Annotated in this window: 24 protein-coding genes and 1 pseudogene; 13 read left to right on the forward strand and 12 right to left on the reverse strand. The window is 62.5% G+C overall.

Going from position 1 to position 21,577, the window contains the following annotated elements:
* Positions 1-96: 96 nt before the first annotated feature.
* From BEN49_RS23005 to BEN49_RS23015, 3 genes are all read right to left on the reverse strand, one after another.
* Positions 97-438, reverse strand: a complete 342-nt coding sequence (locus BEN49_RS23005) for a hypothetical protein (protein WP_070747010.1) — start codon at positions 436-438, stop codon at positions 97-99.
* A 93-nt stretch (positions 439-531) separates the two neighbouring features.
* A complete protein-coding gene (locus tag BEN49_RS23010) occupies positions 532-924 on the reverse strand; it encodes a hypothetical protein (protein ID WP_070747012.1) in 393 nt (130 codons plus the stop codon).
* A gap of 331 nt (positions 925-1,255) precedes the next feature.
* Entirely contained in the window at positions 1,256-1,588 is a 333-nt protein-coding gene (locus BEN49_RS23015; RefSeq protein WP_125917164.1) for a hypothetical protein, read from the reverse strand.
* A 114-nt stretch (positions 1,589-1,702) separates the two neighbouring features.
* Between BEN49_RS23015 and pheS the strand changes: the two genes are divergently transcribed.
* From pheS to BEN49_RS23050, 8 genes are all read left to right on the forward strand, one after another.
* Positions 1,703-2,776: a phenylalanine--tRNA ligase subunit alpha gene (gene pheS / locus BEN49_RS23020; protein ID WP_070747016.1), complete on the forward strand. Its 1,074-nt coding sequence runs from the start codon at positions 1,703-1,705 to the stop codon at positions 2,774-2,776.
* Between the two features lie 49 nt (positions 2,777-2,825).
* Positions 2,826-3,461, forward strand: coding sequence for a Uma2 family endonuclease (locus BEN49_RS23025; protein WP_083326396.1), 636 nt, complete (start codon positions 2,826-2,828; stop codon positions 3,459-3,461).
* A gap of 129 nt (positions 3,462-3,590) precedes the next feature.
* Positions 3,591-4,904, forward strand: coding sequence for a 30S ribosomal protein S12 methylthiotransferase RimO (rimO, locus tag BEN49_RS23030; protein ID WP_070747018.1), 1,314 nt, complete (start codon positions 3,591-3,593; stop codon positions 4,902-4,904).
* 308 nt (positions 4,905-5,212) lie between these two features.
* Positions 5,213-6,802: a bacillithiol biosynthesis cysteine-adding enzyme BshC gene (gene bshC, locus BEN49_RS23035; protein WP_070747050.1), complete on the forward strand. Its 1,590-nt coding sequence runs from the start codon at positions 5,213-5,215 to the stop codon at positions 6,800-6,802.
* A gap of 19 nt (positions 6,803-6,821) precedes the next feature.
* Complete coding sequence (locus tag BEN49_RS26130; protein ID WP_083326397.1) at positions 6,822-7,172, forward strand: Imm50 family immunity protein; 351 nt, start codon at positions 6,822-6,824, stop codon at positions 7,170-7,172.
* A 177-nt stretch (positions 7,173-7,349) separates the two neighbouring features.
* Positions 7,350-7,934 (forward strand): 5-formyltetrahydrofolate cyclo-ligase, encoded by a 585-nt coding sequence (locus BEN49_RS23040; RefSeq protein ID WP_070747020.1) that lies wholly within the window; start codon positions 7,350-7,352, stop codon positions 7,932-7,934.
* Between the two features lie 109 nt (positions 7,935-8,043).
* Complete coding sequence (locus BEN49_RS23045) at positions 8,044-8,571, forward strand: ExbD/TolR family protein (protein WP_070747021.1); 528 nt, start codon at positions 8,044-8,046, stop codon at positions 8,569-8,571.
* A complete protein-coding gene (locus tag BEN49_RS23050; protein ID WP_083326398.1) occupies positions 8,568-9,395 on the forward strand; it encodes an energy transducer TonB in 828 nt (275 codons plus the stop codon). Before BEN49_RS23045 ends, BEN49_RS23050 begins: the two co-directional genes overlap by 4 nt.
* A 277-nt stretch (positions 9,396-9,672) precedes the next feature.
* Here the strand turns inward: BEN49_RS23050 and BEN49_RS23055 are convergent, their stop codons facing one another.
* Genes BEN49_RS23055 through mnmC2 form a run of 4 tightly spaced genes read right to left on the reverse strand, consistent with a single transcriptional unit; the run spans position 9,673 to position 12,538 of the window.
* Positions 9,673-10,215, reverse strand: coding sequence for a GDYXXLXY domain-containing protein (locus tag BEN49_RS23055; RefSeq protein ID WP_070747026.1), 543 nt, complete (start codon positions 10,213-10,215; stop codon positions 9,673-9,675).
* A 39-nt stretch (positions 10,216-10,254) separates the two neighbouring features.
* Positions 10,255-11,505, reverse strand: a complete 1,251-nt coding sequence (locus BEN49_RS23060) for a DUF2157 domain-containing protein (RefSeq protein WP_070747028.1) — start codon at positions 11,503-11,505, stop codon at positions 10,255-10,257.
* 45 nt (positions 11,506-11,550) lie between these two features.
* Positions 11,551-11,790 carry a hypothetical protein gene (locus BEN49_RS23065; RefSeq protein ID WP_204376191.1) on the reverse strand — a complete coding sequence of 80 codons (240 nt, stop codon included), beginning with the start codon at positions 11,788-11,790 and terminating at the stop codon, positions 11,551-11,553.
* A gap of 25 nt (positions 11,791-11,815) precedes the next feature.
* The gene (gene mnmC2 / locus BEN49_RS23070; RefSeq protein WP_070747030.1) at positions 11,816-12,538 is read right to left on the reverse strand and encodes a tRNA (5-methylaminomethyl-2-thiouridine)(34)-methyltransferase MnmC2; all 723 of its coding nucleotides are present in this window, start codon (positions 12,536-12,538) and stop codon (positions 11,816-11,818) included.
* A 59-nt stretch (positions 12,539-12,597) separates the two neighbouring features.
* Here mnmC2 and BEN49_RS23075 point away from each other — a divergent pair, with 59 nt between their 5' ends.
* From BEN49_RS23075 to rlmN, 3 genes are all read left to right on the forward strand, one after another.
* Entirely contained in the window at positions 12,598-12,975 is a 378-nt protein-coding gene (locus BEN49_RS23075; protein WP_239692070.1) for a thioesterase family protein, read from the forward strand.
* Positions 12,976-13,142: 167 nt separating this feature from the next.
* Complete coding sequence (locus BEN49_RS26135) at positions 13,143-13,493, forward strand: TonB family protein (protein ID WP_158023057.1); 351 nt, start codon at positions 13,143-13,145, stop codon at positions 13,491-13,493.
* Positions 13,494-13,575: 82 nt separating this feature from the next.
* Positions 13,576-14,655 carry a dual-specificity RNA methyltransferase RlmN gene (gene rlmN, locus BEN49_RS23085; RefSeq protein ID WP_070747035.1) on the forward strand — a complete coding sequence of 360 codons (1,080 nt, stop codon included), beginning with the start codon at positions 13,576-13,578 and terminating at the stop codon, positions 14,653-14,655.
* 176 nt (positions 14,656-14,831) lie between these two features.
* Here rlmN and BEN49_RS23090 read toward each other — a convergent pair whose 3' ends face one another.
* Positions 14,832-15,800, reverse strand: a complete 969-nt coding sequence (locus BEN49_RS23090; protein WP_070747037.1) for a YihY/virulence factor BrkB family protein — start codon at positions 15,798-15,800, stop codon at positions 14,832-14,834.
* Between the two features lie 91 nt (positions 15,801-15,891).
* Entirely contained in the window at positions 15,892-16,647 is a 756-nt protein-coding gene (locus BEN49_RS23095; RefSeq protein ID WP_070747039.1) for a DUF3891 family protein, read from the reverse strand.
* 165 nt (positions 16,648-16,812) lie between these two features.
* Here BEN49_RS23095 and BEN49_RS30315 point away from each other — a divergent pair, with 165 nt between their 5' ends.
* Both BEN49_RS30315 and BEN49_RS30320 read left to right on the forward strand, forming a co-directional pair.
* Positions 16,813-17,433, forward strand: coding sequence for an MFS transporter (locus tag BEN49_RS30315; RefSeq protein ID WP_070747040.1), 621 nt, complete (start codon positions 16,813-16,815; stop codon positions 17,431-17,433).
* Entirely contained in the window at positions 17,394-18,035 is a 642-nt protein-coding gene (locus BEN49_RS30320) for an MFS transporter (protein WP_262490250.1), read from the forward strand. The genes BEN49_RS30315 and BEN49_RS30320 overlap by 40 nt, the downstream gene beginning before the upstream one ends.
* Here BEN49_RS30320 and BEN49_RS23110 read toward each other — a convergent pair.
* The 3 genes and pseudogenes from BEN49_RS23110 to BEN49_RS23120 all read right to left on the reverse strand — a co-directional run bounded on the left by BEN49_RS23110 (position 18,013) and on the right by BEN49_RS23120 (position 21,476).
* Positions 18,013-18,968: pseudogene (locus BEN49_RS23110) on the reverse strand (IS481 family transposase). The gene BEN49_RS30320 and the pseudogene BEN49_RS23110 overlap by 23 nt on opposite strands.
* Before the next feature lie 174 nt (positions 18,969-19,142).
* Positions 19,143-20,876, reverse strand: coding sequence for an alkaline phosphatase D family protein (locus BEN49_RS23115; protein ID WP_070747044.1), 1,734 nt, complete (start codon positions 20,874-20,876; stop codon positions 19,143-19,145).
* A 120-nt stretch (positions 20,877-20,996) separates the two neighbouring features.
* Positions 20,997-21,476: a hypothetical protein gene (locus BEN49_RS23120; protein WP_125917166.1), complete on the reverse strand. Its 480-nt coding sequence runs from the start codon at positions 21,474-21,476 to the stop codon at positions 20,997-20,999.
* Positions 21,477-21,577: the final 101 nt, after the last annotated feature.

A 21,577-nucleotide genomic window follows, 5' to 3' on the forward strand; every position in this document is an offset into this window, starting at 1 on the left:
CATCTCCTCCTGACTAACTCAATCGATTTGGTTAATCAGCGGGAGAGATGCTTCGGCTGCGCTCAGCATGACCGATTTATAGTTTATTCGCCTCCCCTACTTCCTTACGGGGCTGAGGGTAGTATTACCGCCGGGGGCCCCGGGGACGGGCTTCTTGGCGTAGTGCTTGCGCGCGGGCACATCGCCCATGTAGCTGTCGATGTGCCGGTGGTCGGTTTGGGGCATGGGCATGCCGGGGGCCAGGTAGTAGTCGCCGCGCGACACTTCCAGCTTGCGCTTACCAGCGCCGGTGGCCTTGAGGGTACCGGCGCGGTAATAATTGCCTTTTTTACGGCTCGCTTGGCGCACCGAGCGCTTGTAGTTTTTGGTGCCGGTTTGGGCCTGGGCTCCAAACAGCACGGCGAGCACCAGGGCCCCAGCGAGGAAAGAACGTAGCATATAAGCAGCGTAATTGATTGAATAAAGAAGTGGGCCCCAGCGCTTAGCCGGGGCCCACTCTACGTATAATTGGCGGTCGGAGATTGGCCTAGCCTAGCGAGGGGTTGGCGAGAGCGTGGTTTGCCGCGTGCTAACGGGCGCTTTGCGGGGCGTACCGTCGTAGTTGTCCATCTCGTGGCCCGTGCGGATGTGCACGTTCATGCCCGGAGCGGCGTACACCGCGTCGCGGCCCTGGCGGGCCTGGGCGTCGTCGTAAGCCTCCCAGCCGGTGGGCTCGGTCACGGCGGCCATCACCGGGGTGGCGGGGTCGGGGGCGGGCCAGGCAGCAGCGGCGGCGCGGGTGGTTTTGCGCACGGTGCGCTGCGCTTTCTTGGCCACGCGACGGGTGGTGCGGGTGGTTTTTTTGGTAGTGGCCGGCGTGGTTTGGGCGCTGGCTTCAGCAATCAAAAACACCGACAAAGCGAGGGTAATAATAGAGCGGAACATGGCGAAGCGGGCTTGAAGAGTGGGGGGATGCTTGTCCAAAATCGAAGACCGTGCCAAACTCGCTATTCACTGCCCGGGGCCCCTGGCCGCTGGATTTAATCAGGGGCACCCGCTAATTCAACCCAAAAGACGCCCCGCCCGGCTGCATGAGCTAAGCGGGACATTTTGGGTTGAATTGACGGTCGGGGACCCGGCGTTTAGGGGCTATTTCTGACGGGGAATTGTCATTCCGACGAAGGAGGAATCTGAGTAAAATAGTTAAGAACGTTCCTCAGATTCCTCCTTCGTTGGAATGACAATTCCCCGTTCAGAAAAACCTTCTGGCAGGCACTTACTTGGGCGAGAGCGTGGTGCGGCGCTTGGCCGGCTTGTCGGTTGGCTCTATGTTGGTCGAGTTATAAGGCTCTACTTTGCCCGATTTGATATGCACGGGCATGCCGGGGGCAGCGTACACGCCTTGGCCCTGGCCATTACTGCCCGACGACGAGCCGGGGGCCCCGTTGCCAAAGCCGCCATCGGTGGCGGTGGCATCGGAAGTGGCGGCCGGCATGGGCATGGTTTTTTCCGCGGGGGCGGCGGGTGTGGCGGTGATGCGCGGGGCCGTTTGGGCAGTGGCGGCGAGGGCGGCGGTGGCCAGCAATGCGGTGAGCAAGGAACGGAGCATAAGGACGAGGAACAAGGGTGAAAAAGAAGCCGTTGGCCCCGCCGGTGGGCGGGCCAACGAGCTGCCTACGCGAAACCGCCCGCTGGGGTGCCGCCCGGCCGTAACTTTGCACCTATGCTACAGGATTCCATTGCCGGCCTCGAGGCCGAAATCAGCGCCCAGGAGCTGGCCACCGCGGCCCAGCTCGACGCTTTCCGCATTGCTTACCTCGGCCGCAAGGGCCGCCTGGCCGACTTGTTCGACCAGCTCAAAACCGTGCCCGCCGACCAGAAGCGCGCCGTGGGCCAGCAGCTCAACCAGCTCAAGCAAGCCGCCCAGGCCCGCCACGACGAGGCCCAGCAGGCCTTGGAGGCCGCCACCGCCAACCAGCCCGCCGATGCCGGCTACGATTACACCCTGCCGCCCGTGCCCCACGCCCTGGGCACCCGCCACCCCCTGAGCCTGGTGCGCGAGGAGATGCTGCGCATCTTCGGCCGCATCGGCTTCTCGGTGGCCGAGGGCCCCGAAATCGAGGACGACTGGCACAACTTCACGGCCCTCAACTTCCCCGAGAACCACCCGGCGCGCGACATGCAGGACACGTTCTTCATCGCCCCGCCCGCCCCCAAAAGCCCGCTTGATGCTGCCGACTCCGGGGCCCCCGACGTGCCGCTGCTGCTGCGCACCCACACCAGCAACGTGCAGGTGCGGGTGATGGAAACCCAGGCCCCGCCCATCCGGTCGGTGATGCCGGGGCGCGTGTACCGCAACGAGGCCATTTCGGCCCGCGCCCACATGATGTTCCACCAAGTGGAAGGCCTGTTCGTCGACGAGGGCGTGAGCTTCGCCGACCTCAAGCAAACGGTGTACTATTTTGTAAATGAGCTGTTTGGGGCCGACATCAACATCCGGTTCCGGCCCAGCTTCTTCCCCTTCACCGAGCCCAGCGCCGAGATTGACATTACCTGCCTCATCTGCAAAGGCAAGGGCTGCAACATCTGCAAGTACTCGGGCTGGGTGGAAATCGGCGGCTGCGGCATGGTGGACCCCAACGTGCTCGAAAACAGCGGCATCGACCCCGAGAAATACTCCGGCTACGCCTGGGGCATGGGCATCGAGCGCATCGCCATGCTCAAGTACCAAATCAAGGACTTGCGCCTGTTCACGGAAAACGACCTGCGCTTTTTGCGGCAGTTCGAGGCCGTGTAGGGCCCCGGGGTTCTGAATTAATTCGCTCGGTCTTGCTGTTGCCTTTGCCATGACGCCCAACTTGTTGCCCCCCGTGCTGCCGCCGGCCGCCGCGCTGCCCGAAGCCTCCGCCCCGGCCATTAGCTTGGCGGACTGGCTGAACCATATGACGGAGGACGAATTCTACGTCTTCTGCCAGCGCAACGCCGAGCTGAAATTTGAACGCCGGGCCGACGGCACCATTGAGTTTTTGAGCATGACCGGAGGAACCACGGGCCGCCGCAATAGCGAGCTGCTGACAGATTTAACCATCTGGAACCGCCAAGGCCGGACGGGTGAAGTATTCGACTCCTCCACTGGCTTCCGGCTGCCCAACGGCGCGGTGCGCTCGCCCGACGTGGCGTGGGTGCGCGCCGACCGCTGGGGGGCCCTGGCGGCTGCGCAGCAGGAGCGTTTCCCGCCGCTGTGCCCCGATTTTGTGGTGGAGCTGGCTAGCCCGTCCGACAGCCTGACTGATTTGGCGGCGAAGCTGTTGGAGTACATCGCCAACGGCTGCCACTTGGCCTGGCTCATCGACCCCAAAACCGAAACCGCCCGCGTGTTCCGTGCCGACGGTTCGGTGAGCGTCGTCAAGTCATTTGACGAAACCCTAAGCGGTGAAGATGTGCTGCCGGGCTTCCAGTTTGCCCTGGCCGCGCTGCGCTAATTCAATTAAGAACCAAGAATAAATAATTAATAAAACCCGGATTTAGCTAAAAGCACTAGCCAATAATTCAGCGGCTTCAACAAAATAAAAATCAGCGAAATCACGGTTAATCAGTCTAAATCAGCGATTGTGAAAGTTAGAAATCAAAACCAAAACAAGGTCAACGTCATCACGCTGGGCTGCTCGAAGAACATCGTGGACAGCGAGGTGCTGATGGGCCAGCTCCAGGCCAATGACTTTGACGTGACGCACGAGGCGACGAAAAGCGACGCCAACATCGTCATCATCAACACCTGCGGCTTCATCGACAACGCCAAGCAGGAAAGCATCGACACCATTCTGCGCTACGCCGACGAGAAGGAAGCCGGCCGTTTGGAGAAGCTCTACGTGACGGGCTGCCTCTCGCAGCGCTACAAAGACGAGCTGGAGGTGGAAATCCCGCAGGTGGACGCCTACTTCGGCACCCTGGAGCTGCCCCAGATGCTGAAGGTGCTGAACGCCGACTACAAGCACGAGCTGGTGGGCGAGCGCCTGCTCACCACGCCGCGCCACTACGCCTACTTCAAAATTGCCGAGGGCTGCAACCGCCCGTGCTCGTTCTGCGCCATCCCGCTGATGCGCGGCAAGCACGTGGACCGCACCATGGACGACCTCGTGCGCGACGCCGGCCGCCTGGCCGCCCAGGGCACCAAGGAGCTGATTCTCATTGCCCAGGACCTGACCTACTACGGCCTGCAAGCCTACGGCGAGCGCAAGCTGCCCGAGCTGCTACGCCGCCTCTCCGACGTGAACGGCATTGAGTGGATTCGGATGCAGTATGCTTATCCGTCGCAGTTCCCGCTGGAGGCGCTGGACGTGATGGCCGAGCGCGCCAACATCTGCAAGTACCTCGACATGCCCTTACAGCACGGCTCGGATAACATGCTGAAAACCATGCGCCGCGGCATCACCCGCCGCCGCACCTCGGAGCTCGTGGACACCATCCGGCAGCGGGTACCAGGCATTGCGCTGCGCACCACGCTCATCAGCGGCCACCCCGGCGAAACGGCGGCCGACTTCGAGGAAATGTACGAGTTTGTGCGCCAGACGCGGTTCGAGCGGCTGGGCATTTTTACGTACTCGCACGAGGACAACACGCACTCTTACACCCTGGAAGACAGCGTACCCGCCGAGCTCAAGCAGGAGCGCGCCGACGCCATCATGGAGCTGCAACAGGGCATTTCGCTGGAGCTGAATGAGGCCCGCGTGGGCCAGACCTACAAGGTGCTGTTCGACCGCAAGGAAAGTGGCCATTTCGTGGGCCGCACCGAGTTCGACTCGCCCGAGGTGGACAACGAGGTGCTGGTGCCGGTGGAGAAAGACACGTTCGTGCGCCTGGGCGACTTCGCGAACGTGAAAATTACCTCGGCCACGGATTTCGACTTGTACGGCAAGCTTGTATGAGATAAAGGTTGGACCGTCATGCTCATCTAGCGTCCGCGTAGCCGAAGCATCTCTACTGCTTCACTAACTAGGATTACTGCCGCGGTAGAGATGCTTCGACCGCGCAGACGCTAGATGAGCATGACGGTCTAGAGGAACTAGCTGTGAAGCCCTGCGCGCCTGACTTTGGGGCCCCAGCGCACATTCATTTATAAAAGGCAGCCAAACGGCTGCCTTTTTTGTTTAGTCCCGACCTTTACGGCGCGACCCAGTCGCGCCGCTTCCAATCGTCCCCAAAATCCGACGACTTCGCTCAATTCGATAAATCCGTGGTTCAGACACTTTCTTACGCCGACACCGGCGCTTTCTCCGGCCTTCTCACCGATTACCTAGCCCAAAAGCCGGAGCTAGCTCCCTTCTACCACCGCTGGCCGGCGCTGGACAACTTCACCGCCCAAATCGAGGAGAAGCAAGCCGCCTACTCGCCCGAGGCCCGGCAGCGGCTGGTGGGGGCCCTGCGCGCCCAGTACGCGGCTGGCGACGTGCCGCCCGCCGTGGCCGCCAACCTCGATTTGTTGGAGAAGGACACCACGTTCACCATCACCACCGGCCACCAGCTCAACCTGCTCACGGGGCCCCTGTACTTCGTGTACAAAATCGTGTCGGCCATCAAGTTGAGCCGCGAATTGAAGGCCAAGTATCCGCAGTACGACTTCGTGCCCGTGTACTGGATGGCCACTGAGGACCACGACTTTGCTGAAATTAACCATTTCTCGCTCTTCGGCAAAACCTACCAATGGGACGCCGAAGGCACCGGGGGCCCCGTGGGCCGCCTGCCCCTGGCCGGCCTGGAGGAGCAGCTGCTGAGCCAGCTGCCGCCCGAGGTGCCGGCCCTATTCCGCGATGCCTACGCCGGGGCCCCCACGCTGGCCGCCGCCACCCAGCGCCTCGCCGACGGCCTCTTTGGCCAGTACGGCCTGGTAACGCTCGACGCTGACCGCCCCGACCTGAAGCAGGCCCTCGTGCCGGTGTTAGAGCAGGAAATCCAGCACCAAACCTCCAACGCCGCCGTGCAGGCCACCAACGCCCGCCTCACCGCCGCCGGCTACAAGCCGCAGGTGTACTCACGCCCCCTCAACCTGTTCTTCCTCACCGACAGCGGCTTGCGCGAGCGGCTGGAGCCCGACGCCAACGGCGCCGACTGCGTGGAGGTGACCGTGCGCAACACCGCCCGCTGCCACAGCCAGGCCGAACTGCTGGAGCTGGCCCGCCAGCAGCCCGAGCGTTTCAGCCCCAACGTGGTGCTGCGGCCCGTGTACCAGGAGCTGCTAATGCCCAACCTGGCCTACATCGGTGGGGGCGCGGAGGTGGCGTACTGGTTCCAGTTGAAGGACGTTTTCGCGGCGTTCAACGTGCCGTTTCCCATCGTGCTGCCCCGCAACTCGGCCATGTACGTGAGCCGCGCCAACGCTGGTAAACTCAAGAAACTGGGCCTGAGCACGACGGATATTTTCCGCTCGCTGCCCGAGCTGAAAAAGCAAGTCGGCGCCGCCCTGGGCCAGGAAGAAATCAGCCTGAAAGAGCAGCAGGAGGCCCTGGCCGCTACCTTCCAGCAAGTGCAGGACCTGGCCCAGCGCCTCGACGCTTCGCTGGTGCGCACCGTGGCCGCCGAAGCCCAAAAAGCCGCAGCAGGCCTCGCTGGCCTCGAAAAGCGCCTCAGCAAAGCCGCCGAAACCAAGCACGAAACCGCCTACGCCCAGCTGGCCGTCCTCAAGGAAAAGCTCTTCCCCGGCGGCGGCCTGCAAGAGCGCACCGACAACGTGCTGAACGTATTAATTAACAACCCCGCATTCATCAATCAATTAATAGGGGCCCTGGAACCGCTGGCGCTGAACTTCGCGGTAATTGAGGAAGATTAAATACTTGTCAATCAATATTATGCCCGCAGATAATATTATAAATAGAGAATTAGTTATTCAGCATTTGGGACATTGGCCTTCGTTTCACGATGCCGAAATTGTAAGCCTGAGGTTTACACGTGGCGTACCTGGTTACTGGCCAGTAATTTATCTGAAAATAGATGTCATTGGGATTGGCTTGGTGGAATTAGAGTTTCAAGAAGTGCGAGACTACAAACTCGATGGTTTTAATCATCAAAACGTAATTTTTGATATTAGTTTCAATGAAGAGAATGAGTTGATTAATTGTGAAATTGATACATCTTATGGGTTGGGTGGAAGCATTACAGCTCAAAGCGTAGCAGTAAGGAGGTTTTCACCGCACCTTTAAGGGGCTACTTGAATTAATTAAAATGTACTCTAGACCGTCATGCTGAGCGCAGCCGAAGCATCTCTACTGCTCGACTAGTCAGAATTACTGCTGCGGTAGAGCTGCTTCGACTGCGCTCAGCATGACCGTTTTAATTAATTCAAACCATTTCTGATTAAATCCTTGATTAATCTAGGAATGACTAAACCCGCCCTGCGCCGCACCGCCCTGGCCCGCCGCGGGGCCCTAACTGCCACCGAAGTGGCGGAACGCAGCGGATTAATTAGCGAGCAATTATTTCAGCATTTCCCAGTGGCGGCGTGGCAGTGGCTGCACGTGTTTCTGCCGTTAATTAATAAGAATGAGCCGGATACTTGGGTAATTATCCGGCGCATTTGGGCCGATTTTCCGGGCTTGCAGCTGGCGGCGCCGGTGGTGCAGCCCGATGGCATTTCGCTGAAGCACTACGAGTTGACAGCCACCACGCCGCTGGTGGCCAACCGTTGGGGCATCCCGGAGCCGGTGGGGGCCCCGGCGGCGGCGGTTACGCCCACGGTGTTCGATGCGGTGCTGGTGCCGCTGCTGGCCTGCGACGTGCACGGGCAGCGCGTGGGCTACGGGGGAGGGTTTTACGACCGGTTTTTGGCGCAGTGCCGGCCGGGCACGGCCTTCGTTGGGCTCAACATTTTGGACGAGCAGCCGGGGGCCCCGCTGGCCGATACGCTGCCCACCGACGTGGCCCTGACGGCCCTCATGACGCCGGCGGGCGTGTGGCGTTTTTAGGGCCCTCGGCGGCCCAAAAATAAATAGTGGCTGGGGCCTACAAGGACAGCAATAAGGGAATATAGCGGTGCGTTGGTGTTTCATCTTCCACTCATTCGCCCCGTCGCCTATGGCCTCCCTCGAACCGAAAGCCTCCGCCCCCGCTCCCACCGGCCGCCGACGAAGTAAGAAGATGTCGACCCGCATCGACATGACGCCGATGGTGGACCTCGCGTTTCTACTGCTCACGTTTTTCATGCTCACCACCACGTTTGCCAAGCCCTACGTGATGCAGCTGACCATGCCCGTGCCCGACGAAAAGCACCCGGTTGATCTGGCTGCTTCGAAGGCCATGACCGTTATCCTAGGCAAAAACCACCGCGTGCACTACTACTTCGGCCTGAACCAGCCGGCCGACAAAACGGTGGCTGCCGCCCGGCTGGAAACCACGGATTTTGGGGCCCAGGGCATCCGGCAGGTGCTGCTGGCCCGCCAGCGGCGGGGCCCCGTGGTAGTGCTCATCAAGCCCGGCGCCGACTCGCAATACAAGGACATGGTGGACATTCTCGACGAGATGAGCATCACCAACCAGCGGCAATACGCCCTCACCAAACTTTCCCCTTCCGACCTCATCCTCTTAACTAGCAACGCATTATGATGACCAATGCCCAGCTGGCCACGGCCAGCCTCGACGACATCGTATTCGACGGCCGCAACCGGACCTACGGGGCCTACCTGCTGCGCCACCTCTACCAGCGCCACGTGACGCGGGCGCTCGGCATTGCCCTGGCCCTGCTGGCGCTGCTGGTGGGCGGCCAGGCCCTGGCGCGGCTAATCAGGGGCCCCGAGGTGGTAATTCCTTTCGTGCCCACGGGCGTAATTAATCCTGAGGTGAAGCCGCTGATTATTGATCCCATTATCGTAACGCCGCCACCTGTAGCTACCGTACAACCTAAAACGGTGGCCATCAACTCCACTAAGTTCGACAACATCAAGGTTGTCCACGATAATATCGTTACCGAAGATATTCCGGAGCAGGATCAATTGGCAACTGCGCACGTTGCTACCGTAACCATCAAAGGTGGTATCGACGAAGCCGACGTGACGGACCTCAAGCCAGTGGTGGGCCCCACGACCGTTGGCGATGAGGTAAGCGACAAACCATTTATAACAGTGGAGCAGATGCCGCAGCTGCCCGGCGGCGGCGGCACCGAGGCCATCGTGGCGGCCATCCAAAAGGCGGCGCGCTACCCCACTCAGGCCCTATCAGCCGGCGTGGAGGGCAAGGTGTTCGCCAGCTTCGTGGTGAACGCGCAGGGCGAAGTGACGGACCTAAAAATCGTGAAGGGCCTGGGTTCGGGCTTGGATGAGGAGACGCTGCGGGCCATTAGCAAGCTGCCGCGCTTCATTCCGGGCCGCCAAAACGGACGGGCTGTGAGCGTACAGTACACCGTCCCGATTTCCTTCCACCTAGACAAATAGCGTCGCTGTTTTGGTAACAGAAAAGCCCTTGGCCGCGTAGCCAGGGGCTTTTCTGTTTTATACTGGTTAACAATTTCTTAGAATTAATTGAAAGTCATGCTGAGCGCGGCTAGGTCGTCATGCTCATCTGGCGTCCGCGCAGCCGAAGCATCTATCTGGCTGACTAATAATTAATTACTGCCGCGGTAGAGATGCTTCGGCTGCGCGGACGCCAGATGAGCATGACGTTCAATTAATTCCTCAACTGGCTGCATCAGCAACACACCAGCCGCCGCGCTTATTCACTCACCTCCACAATGCGGGACTGGCCCCAGGGCGCGATGCGCACCTGCACCCGCAGCGGCCGGGCCACGGTGGATTTGCGCAAAACGCTGGCCGCCGGCACGTAGTAGCGCTCCAGGCCGTAGCGCAGCCCCAGGGTACGCGGAAACACATCGGTGACCCAACCGCGCAGCACGGCTTGGCCGGCTTCGGCGTGCGGTTCGGCGGCGTACACGCCCAGCACGGTGGCCGCGGCGGGGGCCCCAGCAGAGGTAAGCAACACGTACACACTTTGGCGGATGTGGGGCTCGTCGGGGCCCTGCCACTGGGTGCGGGGCACGGTCGCCACGGCGTAGCGCAGGCGCACAAAATCGGTGGTTTTGAGGGTGGTGAGGTCGGCAGGGGTGGCGGCCAGCACCACGGCTTTGCCCAGCGCGGTGGTGGCGTAGCCTGCGCCGGCCACGCCCAACACATAAAGCACCTGGGCCCCCACCAGCAGCCGCGGCAGCAGCTTGAACCGGGGCAAGGCTTCGGGAACGGCGGCGACAGCAGAAGCCATAAGGCGTTGGTTTAGAGACGAAAGAAACAGCAGCGCGCGCTACTCGGTGGGCCTGGCGGGGCCTGGGGCCGCGCCGGGGGCCCCAGCGGCGGCCAGCACCCGGGCGTTGCGGCGGCGCAGGTACCAGCTCAGGCCCAGCAGCAGCACCCCACCGAGCAGGAAAAACAGCGACTTATCCAGGAACGCCCACGTCAGCTTGAAGTACGCCACCATCGTGGCCCCCACAAACAGCACCGTGCCCAGCGTGAGCTGGTCGGCATCGCCGGCGCGGTGGGCGCGCAGCAGCACCGAGCCGGCATGGGCGTACAGCACCACCAGCGTGGCAATGGCCAGCGGCAGCCCACCGGGCAAATAAAAGCCGGGCAGCAGCAGCAACCAATCGGGCAGCGTATCGAGGCGGCCGCGCTGTTTTTTGCCAGCCACCGACAGCGCCAGCACCGCCCCCAGGGCCCCTAAATAGGCCAGCACTGGCGGGCGCAGCAGGTCAGCATAGGCATCGGTTTCGCCAAACAGGGCCAGGCCCAGGGCAAACAGGTAGGCGGCAATGAGCGGGGGCCCCTGCGCGGCGCGGCCGGCGGGGCGGTTGGCCTGCCAGTCGCCGGCCGCATACACGAGCATGGCCGGCACAAAAAACCAGGTGATTTTGGCGTGCGAAACGCCCACCCACAGCGCCGCCTGCCACAGCAAGCCCGCCGACAGCACCGTGCTCAGCAGGCCATCGGGGCGGCGCCACCAGAAGTAGCCCAGGCCCCCGGCCAGCAGCGCGGCGGTAGCGTAGCTGTAGCTGCCCAGCGCCTGGGTGCAGTAGGTTTGCACCACCGCCCCAATGAGCACGGTGAGGGCGGCCAGCATGCGGCTGCGGTGCGCGTAGGCCAGGGCCACGCCGGCCACCACCCAGGCCAGCAGTCCGCTGGCGTCGTAGCCCACCAGCTGGTAGGTTTGGCTGACGAGGATGATGCTGACGCCAAATAGCATCAGCCCCAGGCCCACCAGGCCCCGGCCCAGGGTGCGGTTGCCGCGCTGCACGAAGTAATGCCCCCCAGCGTAGGCCCCCACCAGGCTGCTCAGCAGCAGGGCCAAGCGCGCCACCGGCGGCAGGGCAGCCCAGTTGGCCGCCACCACACTCAGGGCGCTCAGGGCCACCAGCAGGCTGCCCAGCAGCGGCAGCAGGCCCACGGCGGGCACGGCATCGGGTGGGTAGCGCGCCAGCAACTGCTGCCGCTGGGCCTCCGTGATGAGGCCCTCGGCCACCCAGGCCGGGCTTTCGGTGTGGAGAAATTTATGGCTCATTCCGGCTGCAACATACGCTTGCCGGCACGGCCAGCGCCGTTTCCATCAGCTCGGCCACTGCCGCATCCAGGCCGTGGTACCAATCCTCGTGCGGCGACGCAGCCCCGCAGCCGCCGGGCAGCGGCGGCAGTCGGTGTCGCGCCAGCGGCGCTGACAGCGCGGGCACACGGCCGCCGTTTCGAAGGTGTTCCACACGCAGCCGCAGGTGCACTGCCAGTGCGCGCCGCCGTCGGGCTCCCAGTGGCAGCGCGGGCAGTAAATGGCCAGGGACGAATCGGTAGGCATAAGGGTCAAGTTAACGGATAAACGGCTAAGCCGGCTTGCGGGCCCGCGTCATTTCGCGTTTGCCGGGGGGCCCCGGCAGCTTCTCCGTCAGCCAGCCGGCGGCCCGCAGGTTGCGCCGGAACTGGCCTTGGGCGCAGTAGCTCACCAGCACGGCCCCGGGCGCGGCGGCCGTGTAGAGCTTCGCAAACACGGCCTCCGTCCACAGCTCGGGCTGCTTTTCGGGAGCAAAAGCGTCGAAATAGATGAGGTTGTAGTAGCTGGCGGGCAGGGCAACGGTTTGCAGCGGCTGCGGCCTTTTCCAGACGGTGAACCAAGGCGTCATTTCTACGGGCACGTCCCAGGGCACGGTGTGCAGATAGGCAAAATGCCGGCCCAGCCACTCGCCCCGCTGGTCCCATTCGGGCCGCAGCGCCGCCACCACAGCGGGCGGCAGCGGGAACGTCTCCAAGCCATCGTATTCGAGGAAGCTCTCCGTTGGGGCCCCTTGGTTTGCCTCCAGCGTCAGAATGGCGTTGAGGCCGGTTCCCAAACCCACTTCCAGCACCCGCAACGGTTGCGCATAAGTAGTGCCACCGGCCGCCAGCAGCGGCTTCAGCCCAGCCGCAATAAATACGTGCTGCGATTCTTGCCGTGCGCCGTGCGTGGAGTGGTAGTGCTCGTCGAGGGCCGGCACGTAGAGCGTGGGCGAGCCGTCGGCGGTGGTGCGCACCTCTATTTTTGCTTCCTCGAAGGAAGATAATTCATGCATAGCTCGTTGAACCCATGGCCCGCGTAAAAGTAAGTTTGCCCGAAAGCTTTGGCTTCGCAGTGGAGATTCCCGTCCGCATCACCGACCTCAACTACGGGGCCCACCTTGGCAACGACGCCCTGCTGAGCCTCTTACACGAGGCGCGGGTGCAGTACCTGGCCCGCCTCGGAACGGCCGAGTTTGACCCGGCCACCCGCCTGGGCTTCATCATGGCCGACGTGGCCATCGAGTACAAGGGCGAGGCGTTTCACGGCGACGTGCTGCGCATCGAAGTAGGGCCCCTAGACCTGAATAAATATGGTTTCGACTTGGTGTACTGGGTAAAAAACCAGGCGGGCAAGGAAATAGCCCGCGCCAAAACCGGTATGCTCTGCTTCGACTACAACGCCCGCAAACTACGCGGGCTGCCGCCCGAGCTGGCAGCAAAACTGGTGTAATAAGACCCCAGCGTGTACCTTGTAATCCTCTTCTTATCAGGTACTAGCGCTTATATTTTACAATGTTATTTACTCCACAATTAATAGGTCGATTCGCCGTAACTGGAGCAATTTTGCTTGCTGCCACGGGCGCCACCCGTGCGCAATCAGCCTCACCTGAAGAAAAAGTGTACACTTACGTTGAGCAAATGCCGCAGCTACCCGGCGGCGGTGGGGCCACGGCTATCCTGACGGCTATTAAACGACGGGTAGATTTTCCTGCTCAAGCCCTACGCGAACGCGCGGTGGGGCAGGTGTTTGTTGGCTTCACGGTGGCCGCCGACGGCATGATCAAGGACATTGCCATCGTTCGGGGCTTCCGGGACGATTGCGATTTGGCCGTGGTACGTGCTGTGCAGCAGTTGCCCCAGTTCTCCCCCGGCCGGCAGCTGGGCCGGGGCGTGCCCGTGCGCTTCACCATGTCCATTCGGTTTCAGCCACCGGCAGCCCCACCCGCCGATAGCACAGCTAGCCGGTAGACCACCTGCGAAAAGAGGGCACGCGCAGCAGTCCTGGGGCCCTACGGGAACCCAACGCCTTGCCTGCTTGTATCTTTGCACTATGTTATTCGAACTGCCCCTCGCCCCCACGCTCACCAAGCGCGACATCCGCAAAGTATCGGCCGACGACCTGAAGGCATTCATGGTGGAGCACGGCGAGAAGCCCTTCCGCGCCAAGCAGGTAGTGGAGTGGCTGTGGAAGAACGCGGCCGGCTCGTTTGAGGAGATGAATAACCTCTCGCTGGCCACCCGCGAGCTGCTGGGGGCCCATTTTGTCATCAACGGCGTGACAGTGCAAAACCAACAGCGCAGCAACGATGGCACCATCAAATCGGCCTTTAAGCTCTACGACGGCAACATCGTGGAGGGCGTGCTCATCCCGCACGACACGCGCATGACGGCATGCATCAGCAGCCAGGTGGGCTGCTCGCTGACCTGTAAGTTTTGCGCCACCGGCTACATGGACCGCAAGCGCAACCTCGACGCGGCCGAGATTTACGACCAGGTGGTGCGCATCCGCGAGCAGTGCGAGGGCCAGTACGGCACGCCGCTCACCAACATCGTGTACATGGGCATGGGCGAGCCGCTGCTCAACTACGCCAACGTGGTGGAAAGCGTGCGCCGCATCACGGCCCCCGACGGCCTGAACATGGCCCCGCGCCGCATCACCATCAGCACGGCCGGCATCGCCAAAATGATCAAAAAGCTGGCCGACGACGACGTGAAGGCTAACCTGGCCCTGAGCCTGCACGCGCCCACCGATGCCAAGCGCAACGAAATCATGCCCATCAACGAGGCCAACTCGCTGGCCGCGCTGAAGGAGGCCTTGCAGTACTACCACGAGAAAACCGGCCGCAAGGTCACCTACGAGTACATCGTGTTCGAGAACTTCAACGACACGCTGGAGGACGCTGAGAACCTGCTGAAAATCAGCAAGTGGCTGCCCTGCAAAATCAACCTCATCGAGTACAACCCCATCGAAAACGCCGACTACCGCAACACCGGCGAGGAAAACCTCATGTCGTTCCACCAGTACCTGGCCGACCGCGGCGTGCAAACCAACTTGCGCCGCTCGCGCGGCAAGGACATCGACGCCGCCTGCGGGCAATTGGCGGTGAAGGAAAAGGCGGCGGCGGCGTAGGGGGGATAATTAATTAAATAACAGGGCCCCATCGTTTTGGAAACGGTGCCCCTTCTGCTTATAATTATTTTTGGCGCCCTTGGGTACCTGCGACACCTACGGGCTAGCTGCTTTCAGTTATCCCCTGGCGCCCTGGCTATCGTTATCGAGTGCCTTGGTTGGCTGTCCCGGGGGCCCTAATCGCGCCAGCGGCCCTCGGCCTGGGGCCGGCCAGAGGCTTTTTCCTCGTCCGATTGGCCGGGCTTCACTTCCTCGACGCGCACGCGCACGGCATGGGCCTTGGGCTGCACCCGCTGGCCGAAGGCATCGGCAAATTCCTGGGTAAACTCGGCTCCGAAGAAGATAATGAGCGAGGAATAATTGATCCAGAGCAGCAGCACGATGGCCGAGCCCGCCGCCCCGAACGCCGAGCCGGGGTTGGCGTAGCCGATGTACACGGCGATGAGGAACTTGCCCAGCACGAACAGCAGCGCCGTGATGAAGGCCCCCACGCCCACGTCGCGCCACCGGATAATGGCGTCGGGCAGGAACCGGTAGATGAGGGCAAACAGCAACGTGGTGACGCCCAGCGACAAAGCAAAATCAACTAATTTGATGGCCACCACCCCGGCGGCCGGAATGATTTGCTGGAGCCAACCGGTAAAGGCGCTCAGCACGGCGCTGACCACGAACGAGACGAGCAGTAGCAGCGCCACGCTCAGGATGAGGCCGAAGGAGAGCAGGCGCTGGCGGATGTAGTCGCCGATACCGATGCCGGTGGTTTTAACCTTCAGGTTCCAGATGTCGTTGATGCTTTCCTGAAGGGTGACGAAGAACGTGGTGGCCGCAAAAATCAGCGTGCCCACCCCGATGGCGGTGGCTAGGCCGCTCTTGTCCTGCATGGTGAATGTGGCAATGCTGTCTTGCAGGAACTTGGCCGAATCGGCCCCTACCAGCCCTTTCAGCTGGCCGTACACCTGGCCCGTCACGGCATCGTGGCCCAAAAACTTGCTGGCCACCGTGATGACGATGAGCAGCAACGGCGGCAACGAAAAGATGGTGTAGTACGACAGCGCCGCCGCGTGCCGAAACGAGTTATTATCGATGAACTCGCCGGCCGACGACTTCATTACTTGCAGAACATCAGAAAATTTATACGTCGCCATCCACCAGCTAAAAGGTAAGGTCCTCTTACGGACCCTCCCGGCCTTTCGTTTGCGAAACAAGTAATATCCTGGTTACGAAAGGATTATTTCTCTACTCCATGCGGCGCATCTCCCAGTGCAAGGGGTGCACCGGGGCGGCGCGCAGGGCCCCAGCTAAGGCCGCATCGTCGCTGAAGCGCAACTGGGGCAATTCCAGGGCTTCCACGCTCACCGCCAGCGCGTCGGTGGCGAAAGGCCAGGGCCGCACTGCAACGGGCGTGCCGGGGCCCCCGGGCTGGCGTACGTAGCTGGCGTGCGCCCGGTGGCCGGCCGGCAGCGGGCTGATTTCGACCTCGCGGCCCATCTCGGGCAGCTCCTGGCGGCAGAGGATGAGCGAGAGACGGTCGCACCAGTGCAGCAGGTCGTAGGCGCGGCGGGCCTCGGCGGGTGTTGTTTTCAGTGCCCGCGCCCAGCGGCGTTGGCTCTGCTTCAACTCGTCGAGGAAGGCCGTAGTGGCGAGTGCACTGCCGCGCAGTGGCTCGTACAAACAGCTCAGGTGCAGGCTGGTGAGCAGGCTACGCCATTGCCCCTGGAAACGGGCGGCGTGCAGCAGGTCCTGAGCCTGCGTCAGCGAGAATTCTACTTGCGTGAAGTTGGCCGGGGCCCCAGCGGGCGTGAGGCCGTGGTGACCGCCGTGGCCGTACCAGGCGGCCTGTTCGTCGTCGTGCTGCGCCACGGCCGCCAGTAGGCCCACCCAGCGGTCGGGCGGCAAAAAGGGCGGCCAGGCCCAGGCCAGTTGGGCGGCGAGCAGCGCGTGGGCCTGCTGGTAAATAATTTGCCAGCCGGTGGGCGTGGGGTTGACAATCATGGCGACGGGGCGAAACCTGGCTTCCCGATACGCCCCGGGGGCCCGGGGTTGGGGCCCCCGGGGCCCGGCCGCACCTTTGCCGCCGCTTTCCCGTTTCACCCGCGTGATTTCCGCCTTCCGCTCGCTCGCCCACCGCAACTTTCGCCTCTACTACGCCGGCAGTCGGTGTCCCTCATCGGCACCTGGATGCAGCGGCTGGCCGTGGGCTGGCTCGTGTACAGCCACACCCACTCGGCCCTGCTGTTGGGCCTGGTCTCGTTCTCTAGCCAAATCCCAACGCTGCTGCTCGCCCCCTACGGCGGCACCGTAGCCGACCGCTACAGCCGCTACCGGGTGCTGCTCGTCACCCAGATTGCTTCGCTGGTGCAGGCCTGCGTGCTGGCCTGGCTGGTGCTGAGCGGGCACTACGCTACCTGGGCCGTGGCCGGCCTGAGCCTGCTGCTGGGCACCATCAACGCCTTCGACATCCCGGCCCGGCAGTCGCTGATGGTGGAGCTGGTGGACGACCGCGCCCACCTGCCCAACGCCATTGCCCTGAACTCGACCATGGTGAACCTGGCCCGGCTGGTGGGCCCCGCCCTGGCGGGCCTGCTGCTGGCGCGCTTCGGCGAGGGCCCCTGCTTTGTGGTGAACGCCGTGAGCTTCGTGGCCGTGGTGGCCTCGCTGCTGCTCATGCGCATCGCCCCGCGGCCGCGCGCGCCCACCGCCCGGGGGCCCTGGAAGGCCTGCGCGAAGGCTGGGCCTACCTGCGCGGGGCCCCCGCCCTGCGCCGCCAGATTCTGCTGATGGCGGGCATCAGCTTCTGCGCCATGCCCTACGGCACGCTGCTGCCGGTGTTTGCCCAGGATGTGTTTCACGGCCAGGCCGGTACCTACGGCTGGCTGAACAGCCTGGCGGGCCTGGGGGCCCTAACGGGGGCGTTCTACCTGGCTTCGCAGCCCGCCGAAAACCGCCGCCCGCAGCTCATTACCTACGCGGCGCTAGGGTTTTGCGCCAGCCTGGTGGGCTTCGCGCTCAGCCCGCAGCTGGGGCCCGCGCTGGCCTTCATTACGCTGGGCGGGGCGGGCATGATGCTCTTCATTGCGGGCACCAACACGGCCATCCAAACCAACGTGGCCGACCACATGCGCGGCCGCGTGCTGAGCTACTACGTGATGGCCTTCCAGGGCGTGCAGCCGCTGGGCAGCCTGCTGGCGGGTTGGCTGGCGCGCCACATTGGAGCCCCGCACACGGTGCTGCTGCAAGGCGCGGCGGGCCTACTAGTGGGCCTAGCGTTTTGGTGGACGGGCCGCCGGCCGACAAGCAAGTGGCTCCGCAGCAGCTGGCCGGGCCCCTCAGCTGATGCGCATCCGCGGTTGGTGGCGGCTAGCTGTATAGTCCCAGGGTGAGGTGGGTTGGGTCTCGGATAAAGATAGGCGGGGTTAAGTGCCATTGCTGGCAGATGAATTCGTGCGGGGTTTTGCCCTGTAGCCGTTTGCCGTGGTTGTAAGCCAGCAAAAAGGCTTGTAGGTGCTCGTTGAGTTGGGCCGTGGTCTGGTAGTGATACTGGCGTACTGTAGCCTCTTTCAAGGTGCGGTTGAAGCGCTCAACCTGACTGTTGGTCCAGGGGTGGGCGGGCTTGGTGAAGCGGTGCTCGATGCCGTGCTCGTCGCAGACGCGGTCAAAAATGTGCCGCCAGGCATAGACTTGGTGGGGCATATTACCGAACTGGATACCGTTGTCGGTCAATACTTTATGCACTTGGTAGGGGATGGCGGCCAGCACCCGACGCAAAAAGTCAGCGGCCAGCATTTTCGTGGCACGGGGTTGCAATTCAGCAAAGGCCTGTTTGCTAGTGCGGTCGATGGCGACGAAGAGATATGCTTTGCCTTCTTCTGTAGCTCCTTCAGCGAAGTTAACGCGCAGGCAACCAATTGGGTAATCCTTAAATTTCTCCCTAAATGCTAGAGGCGCATTTTCTTCTCTGCTGGCTCTGGGGCGGGGAGGCGACTGATACCGTGGCGCTGGAACAGGCGGTGCAGGGCCGAGCGGGAGAGTTGCGGAATCGTCTCCTGCAAGGCGTAGAGGCAATCATCCAGGGGCAGTTGTGTATGCTGGCGAAAAGCAACTGCGCCAGCTTCCTGCTCGGCCGTAAGCATGGTGGAAACAGGCTTCGGCCCCATCTGCGCGTCCGTAGTTGTGCTCCGGTTGCGCCACTTGGTCACCGTCTTTATATTGACCCCGTGGCGTTTAGCTAAGCCTTGTGCGCTTTCCTGACTTTGCTAGATACTGCGTCGTATTGCCGGCGTTGTGCGGGCGCTGCCGTGAAGTAATTGTCCCATAAGTACTGGCGAAGTTCGGTCATAACCCCCCCCCACTACATTTTGGGACTATACACCTAGGCGTTGTGGCGCAATAGTGAGGCTAAACAGTAAAGCTTTTGGCTCGTGCAAAAAAGGGCCCAGGCCGCAATGTGCGGTTAGGGCCCCTATTGCATCGGCTGAATGCTAGACGGGCTATACTTCCACCACAGTTTTGCCGGTGGTGGCGGCGGGGTTTTCCACATCCAGGGGCCCCACATAGCGGTAGCCGGCCGTAGCGTTGGCGGCCGTTAAGGTGGCCAGCACGTAGCCGCGGCGCGAGGCGTCGAGGTACTGCAAGTCGTCGATGAGCAACTGGTTGGACTGCTCGAAGCCCGCCACGGCGGCGGTATTGCCGGCCAGCAGCGCCTCGAAGCCCGGCGACGACACCGACGAGCAAGCGAATTCAGCCCCCGCGCGGCGGCCGGTGGCGGTGGTCAGGTCGCTGTGCCAGGCGTTGTGCGTGTCGCCGGCGATGGAAATCAGCTTTTTGGTGCCCGCCGCGGCGTAGAGCTTTTCGCGCTCGGCGGGGTAGCCGTCCCAGGCGTCGAGGTTGTAGGGCAGCACGGTGTTTACACGGGCGCGCTCGGCGGCCGTCACGGAGGGGTCGTTGTTGAGGAGGCGCAGCTTGATGGCGCTCAGCTGCGTGGCCTGCGCGTTGTACTGCGCCAGCAGGGCGGGCGTGGGGTTGTTGGCCAGCTGGCCCACCAGCGCCAGCAACTCCACCGGAATGTACATCTTGCCCATGAGCACCTGCGAGCCCAGTACCTGCCACTTGGCGCTGCTGCCGCCCAGGTTGCCGGCCAGCCAGGCGCGCTGCTCGGCGCCCAGCATCGAGCGGTTAGGGTCTTGCCAGGCCGTAGCGAAAGCGGCGGTGTTGAAAGCACCGGTAGTAGTACTACTGTAGTCGCTCAGGCTCAGCTGCTTGTCACGGCCCGTGATGCGTGTGTCGAGCATGGCCAAGTTGACGAGGTTGCCGAAGGCGAAGCTGCGGTAAATCTTGGTTTTGTCGGCCACGCGGGCGGGCAAGTACTCGTGCCACGCCTGGTTGGCCACGCGCTTGCGGTCCTCAAAGCTACCCTCGGTGGCGGGCTGATGGTTTTGGGCCCCGGTGGTGTAGGCGTCGTTGGCGTACTCGTGGTCGTCCCACACGCAGATGAAGGGCTTGAGCTGGTGGGCGAGCTGGAGCTGCTTGTCAGAGCGATACTGGCGGTAGCGGGTGCGGTAGTCGCTAAGAGTCAAGATTTCAGTGGCCGGCAGGTGGTCGCGCTTCAGGGCGGCGGTGGCCGGGTTGCTGCCGTACTGGCCCGCCCCGTACTCATAGATGTAGTCGCCGAGGTGCACCACGGCGTCGGCGTCGGACGCGGCCACGGCGCCGTACACGTTGAACAAGCCCGCCTGGTAGTTGGCGCACGACACCACCGCCAGCTTCACGCTGCTGGCTTGGGCCCCGGTGGGCAGCGTTTTGGTTTCGCCCACCACCGAGGCGGCGTTGGTGCGTTCGCTCACGAAGCGGTAGTAGTACTTCTGGTTGGCCACGAGGCCGGGCACATCCACGGCCACGGTATAGTCGGTGGCGGCGGTGGCCACGGCCGTGCCGCTGGCCACGAGCGGGGCAAAGCTGCTGGCCTGGGCCACCTCCCAGCGGATGCTGGCGTCGCCGCTCTCGTTGGTGGCGCTGGTGTAGCGCGTCCACAAGATGACGTTGGTGGCCGAGGGGTCGAAGCTGGCTACGCCTTCCCGGAAGCCGTAGTCGCCAGTGTAAGCTATTGCCGGTTCGTCGTCTTTGCAGGCCGTCAGCAGGCCCGGCAGCAGGGCCGCGCCACCCGACAGTAGCACGGTGTTACGCACGAACTTGCGCCGCGTGATTGATTTGTTAATTTCAGCCATTGCCAGGAATATTTAGTACCCAGCAAAGATGAAGTTGGCTTATTGCCAAGAGATTACCGCAAGTTTATGAATTTGCGGCAAGAACAAGATGAGCAGTGCCTAGGGTAAACGCTGGCTGAATTACCTTGGGCGCACGGGTGGGCGCCAGGGCCGAGTGGGCCCGTCGGGGTTGCGGCCCAGGCGGTAGTTCAGTCCTAGGCGCACCGCGCCGTTGCTGGCAAAAAAGAGATCGGAAAAACTAGACCCACTGCGGGTTCGGTAAAATTGCCCATCCAGCAGGAGCGTGAGCCGCTGGCGGCGCCAGCCTAGGGTGAGGTTGGGCAGCAGCCCAGGAGTAGCGTAGGCATCGCTGGCATCGGCGGGCTGGTTGGCAGAATAATAGTAGCTGCTGGTATTACTGGGCAGGCGGAGGCTCAAGACCCTATTGTATTCAAAACCTAGGCCTATCACCAGCTGCTGGTCGTGGGGCAGGGGGGGTAGAAAGCGAATACCGAAGCGGGCAGTGGCCAGCAGCGCCCGGTAGTCGAAGGTCTCGTAGAGGGTATTGCCATTGGAGTCGTAGCCCAGCAAATAGCTCCCCCGGTTGCGGAAGGAACTCAAACTTAGAGCAGTTCTCAGGTTACTGTACATGATAGCCGCAATGGTCAAACCAATTTTTCGCGTCTTGTTCGGTTATCCAGTCGGTGGCGGTTTTCATCACG

Origin of the sequence: Hymenobacter coccineus (assembly GCF_001816125.1) — a bacterium.
Taxonomy (GTDB): domain Bacteria; phylum Bacteroidota; class Bacteroidia; order Cytophagales; family Hymenobacteraceae; genus Hymenobacter; species Hymenobacter coccineus.

Coding starts and splice junctions, on each gene's coding strand:
- BEN49_RS23005 (WP_070747010.1), bottom strand. CDS start 438: ATGCTACGTTCTTTCCTCGCTGGGGCCCTGGTGCTCGCCGTGCTGTTT.
- BEN49_RS23010 (WP_070747012.1), bottom strand. CDS start 924: ATGTTCCGCTCTATTATTACCCTCGCTTTGTCGGTGTTTTTGATTGCT.
- BEN49_RS23015 (WP_125917164.1), bottom strand. CDS start 1,588: ATGCTCCGTTCCTTGCTCACCGCATTGCTGGCCACCGCCGCCCTCGCC.
- pheS (WP_070747016.1), top strand. CDS start 1,703: ATGCTACAGGATTCCATTGCCGGCCTCGAGGCCGAAATCAGCGCCCAG.
- BEN49_RS23025 (WP_083326396.1), top strand. CDS start 2,826: ATGACGCCCAACTTGTTGCCCCCCGTGCTGCCGCCGGCCGCCGCGCTG.
- BEN49_RS26130 (WP_083326397.1), top strand. CDS start 6,822: ATGCCCGCAGATAATATTATAAATAGAGAATTAGTTATTCAGCATTTG.
- BEN49_RS23040 (WP_070747020.1), top strand. CDS start 7,350: ATGACTAAACCCGCCCTGCGCCGCACCGCCCTGGCCCGCCGCGGGGCC.
- BEN49_RS23045 (WP_070747021.1), top strand. CDS start 8,044: ATGGCCTCCCTCGAACCGAAAGCCTCCGCCCCCGCTCCCACCGGCCGC.
- BEN49_RS23050 (WP_083326398.1), top strand. CDS start 8,568: ATGATGACCAATGCCCAGCTGGCCACGGCCAGCCTCGACGACATCGTA.
- BEN49_RS23055 (WP_070747026.1), bottom strand. CDS start 10,215: ATGGCTTCTGCTGTCGCCGCCGTTCCCGAAGCCTTGCCCCGGTTCAAG.
- BEN49_RS23060 (WP_070747028.1), bottom strand. CDS start 11,505: ATGAGCCATAAATTTCTCCACACCGAAAGCCCGGCCTGGGTGGCCGAG.
- BEN49_RS23065 (WP_204376191.1), bottom strand. CDS start 11,790: ATGCCTACCGATTCGTCCCTGGCCATTTACTGCCCGCGCTGCCACTGG.
- mnmC2 (WP_070747030.1), bottom strand. CDS start 12,538: ATGCATGAATTATCTTCCTTCGAGGAAGCAAAAATAGAGGTGCGCACC.
- rlmN (WP_070747035.1), top strand. CDS start 13,576: ATGTTATTCGAACTGCCCCTCGCCCCCACGCTCACCAAGCGCGACATC.
- BEN49_RS23090 (WP_070747037.1), bottom strand. CDS start 15,800: ATGGCGACGTATAAATTTTCTGATGTTCTGCAAGTAATGAAGTCGTCG.
- BEN49_RS23095 (WP_070747039.1), bottom strand. CDS start 16,647: ATGATTGTCAACCCCACGCCCACCGGCTGGCAAATTATTTACCAGCAG.
- BEN49_RS23115 (WP_070747044.1), bottom strand. CDS start 20,876: ATGGCTGAAATTAACAAATCAATCACGCGGCGCAAGTTCGTGCGTAAC.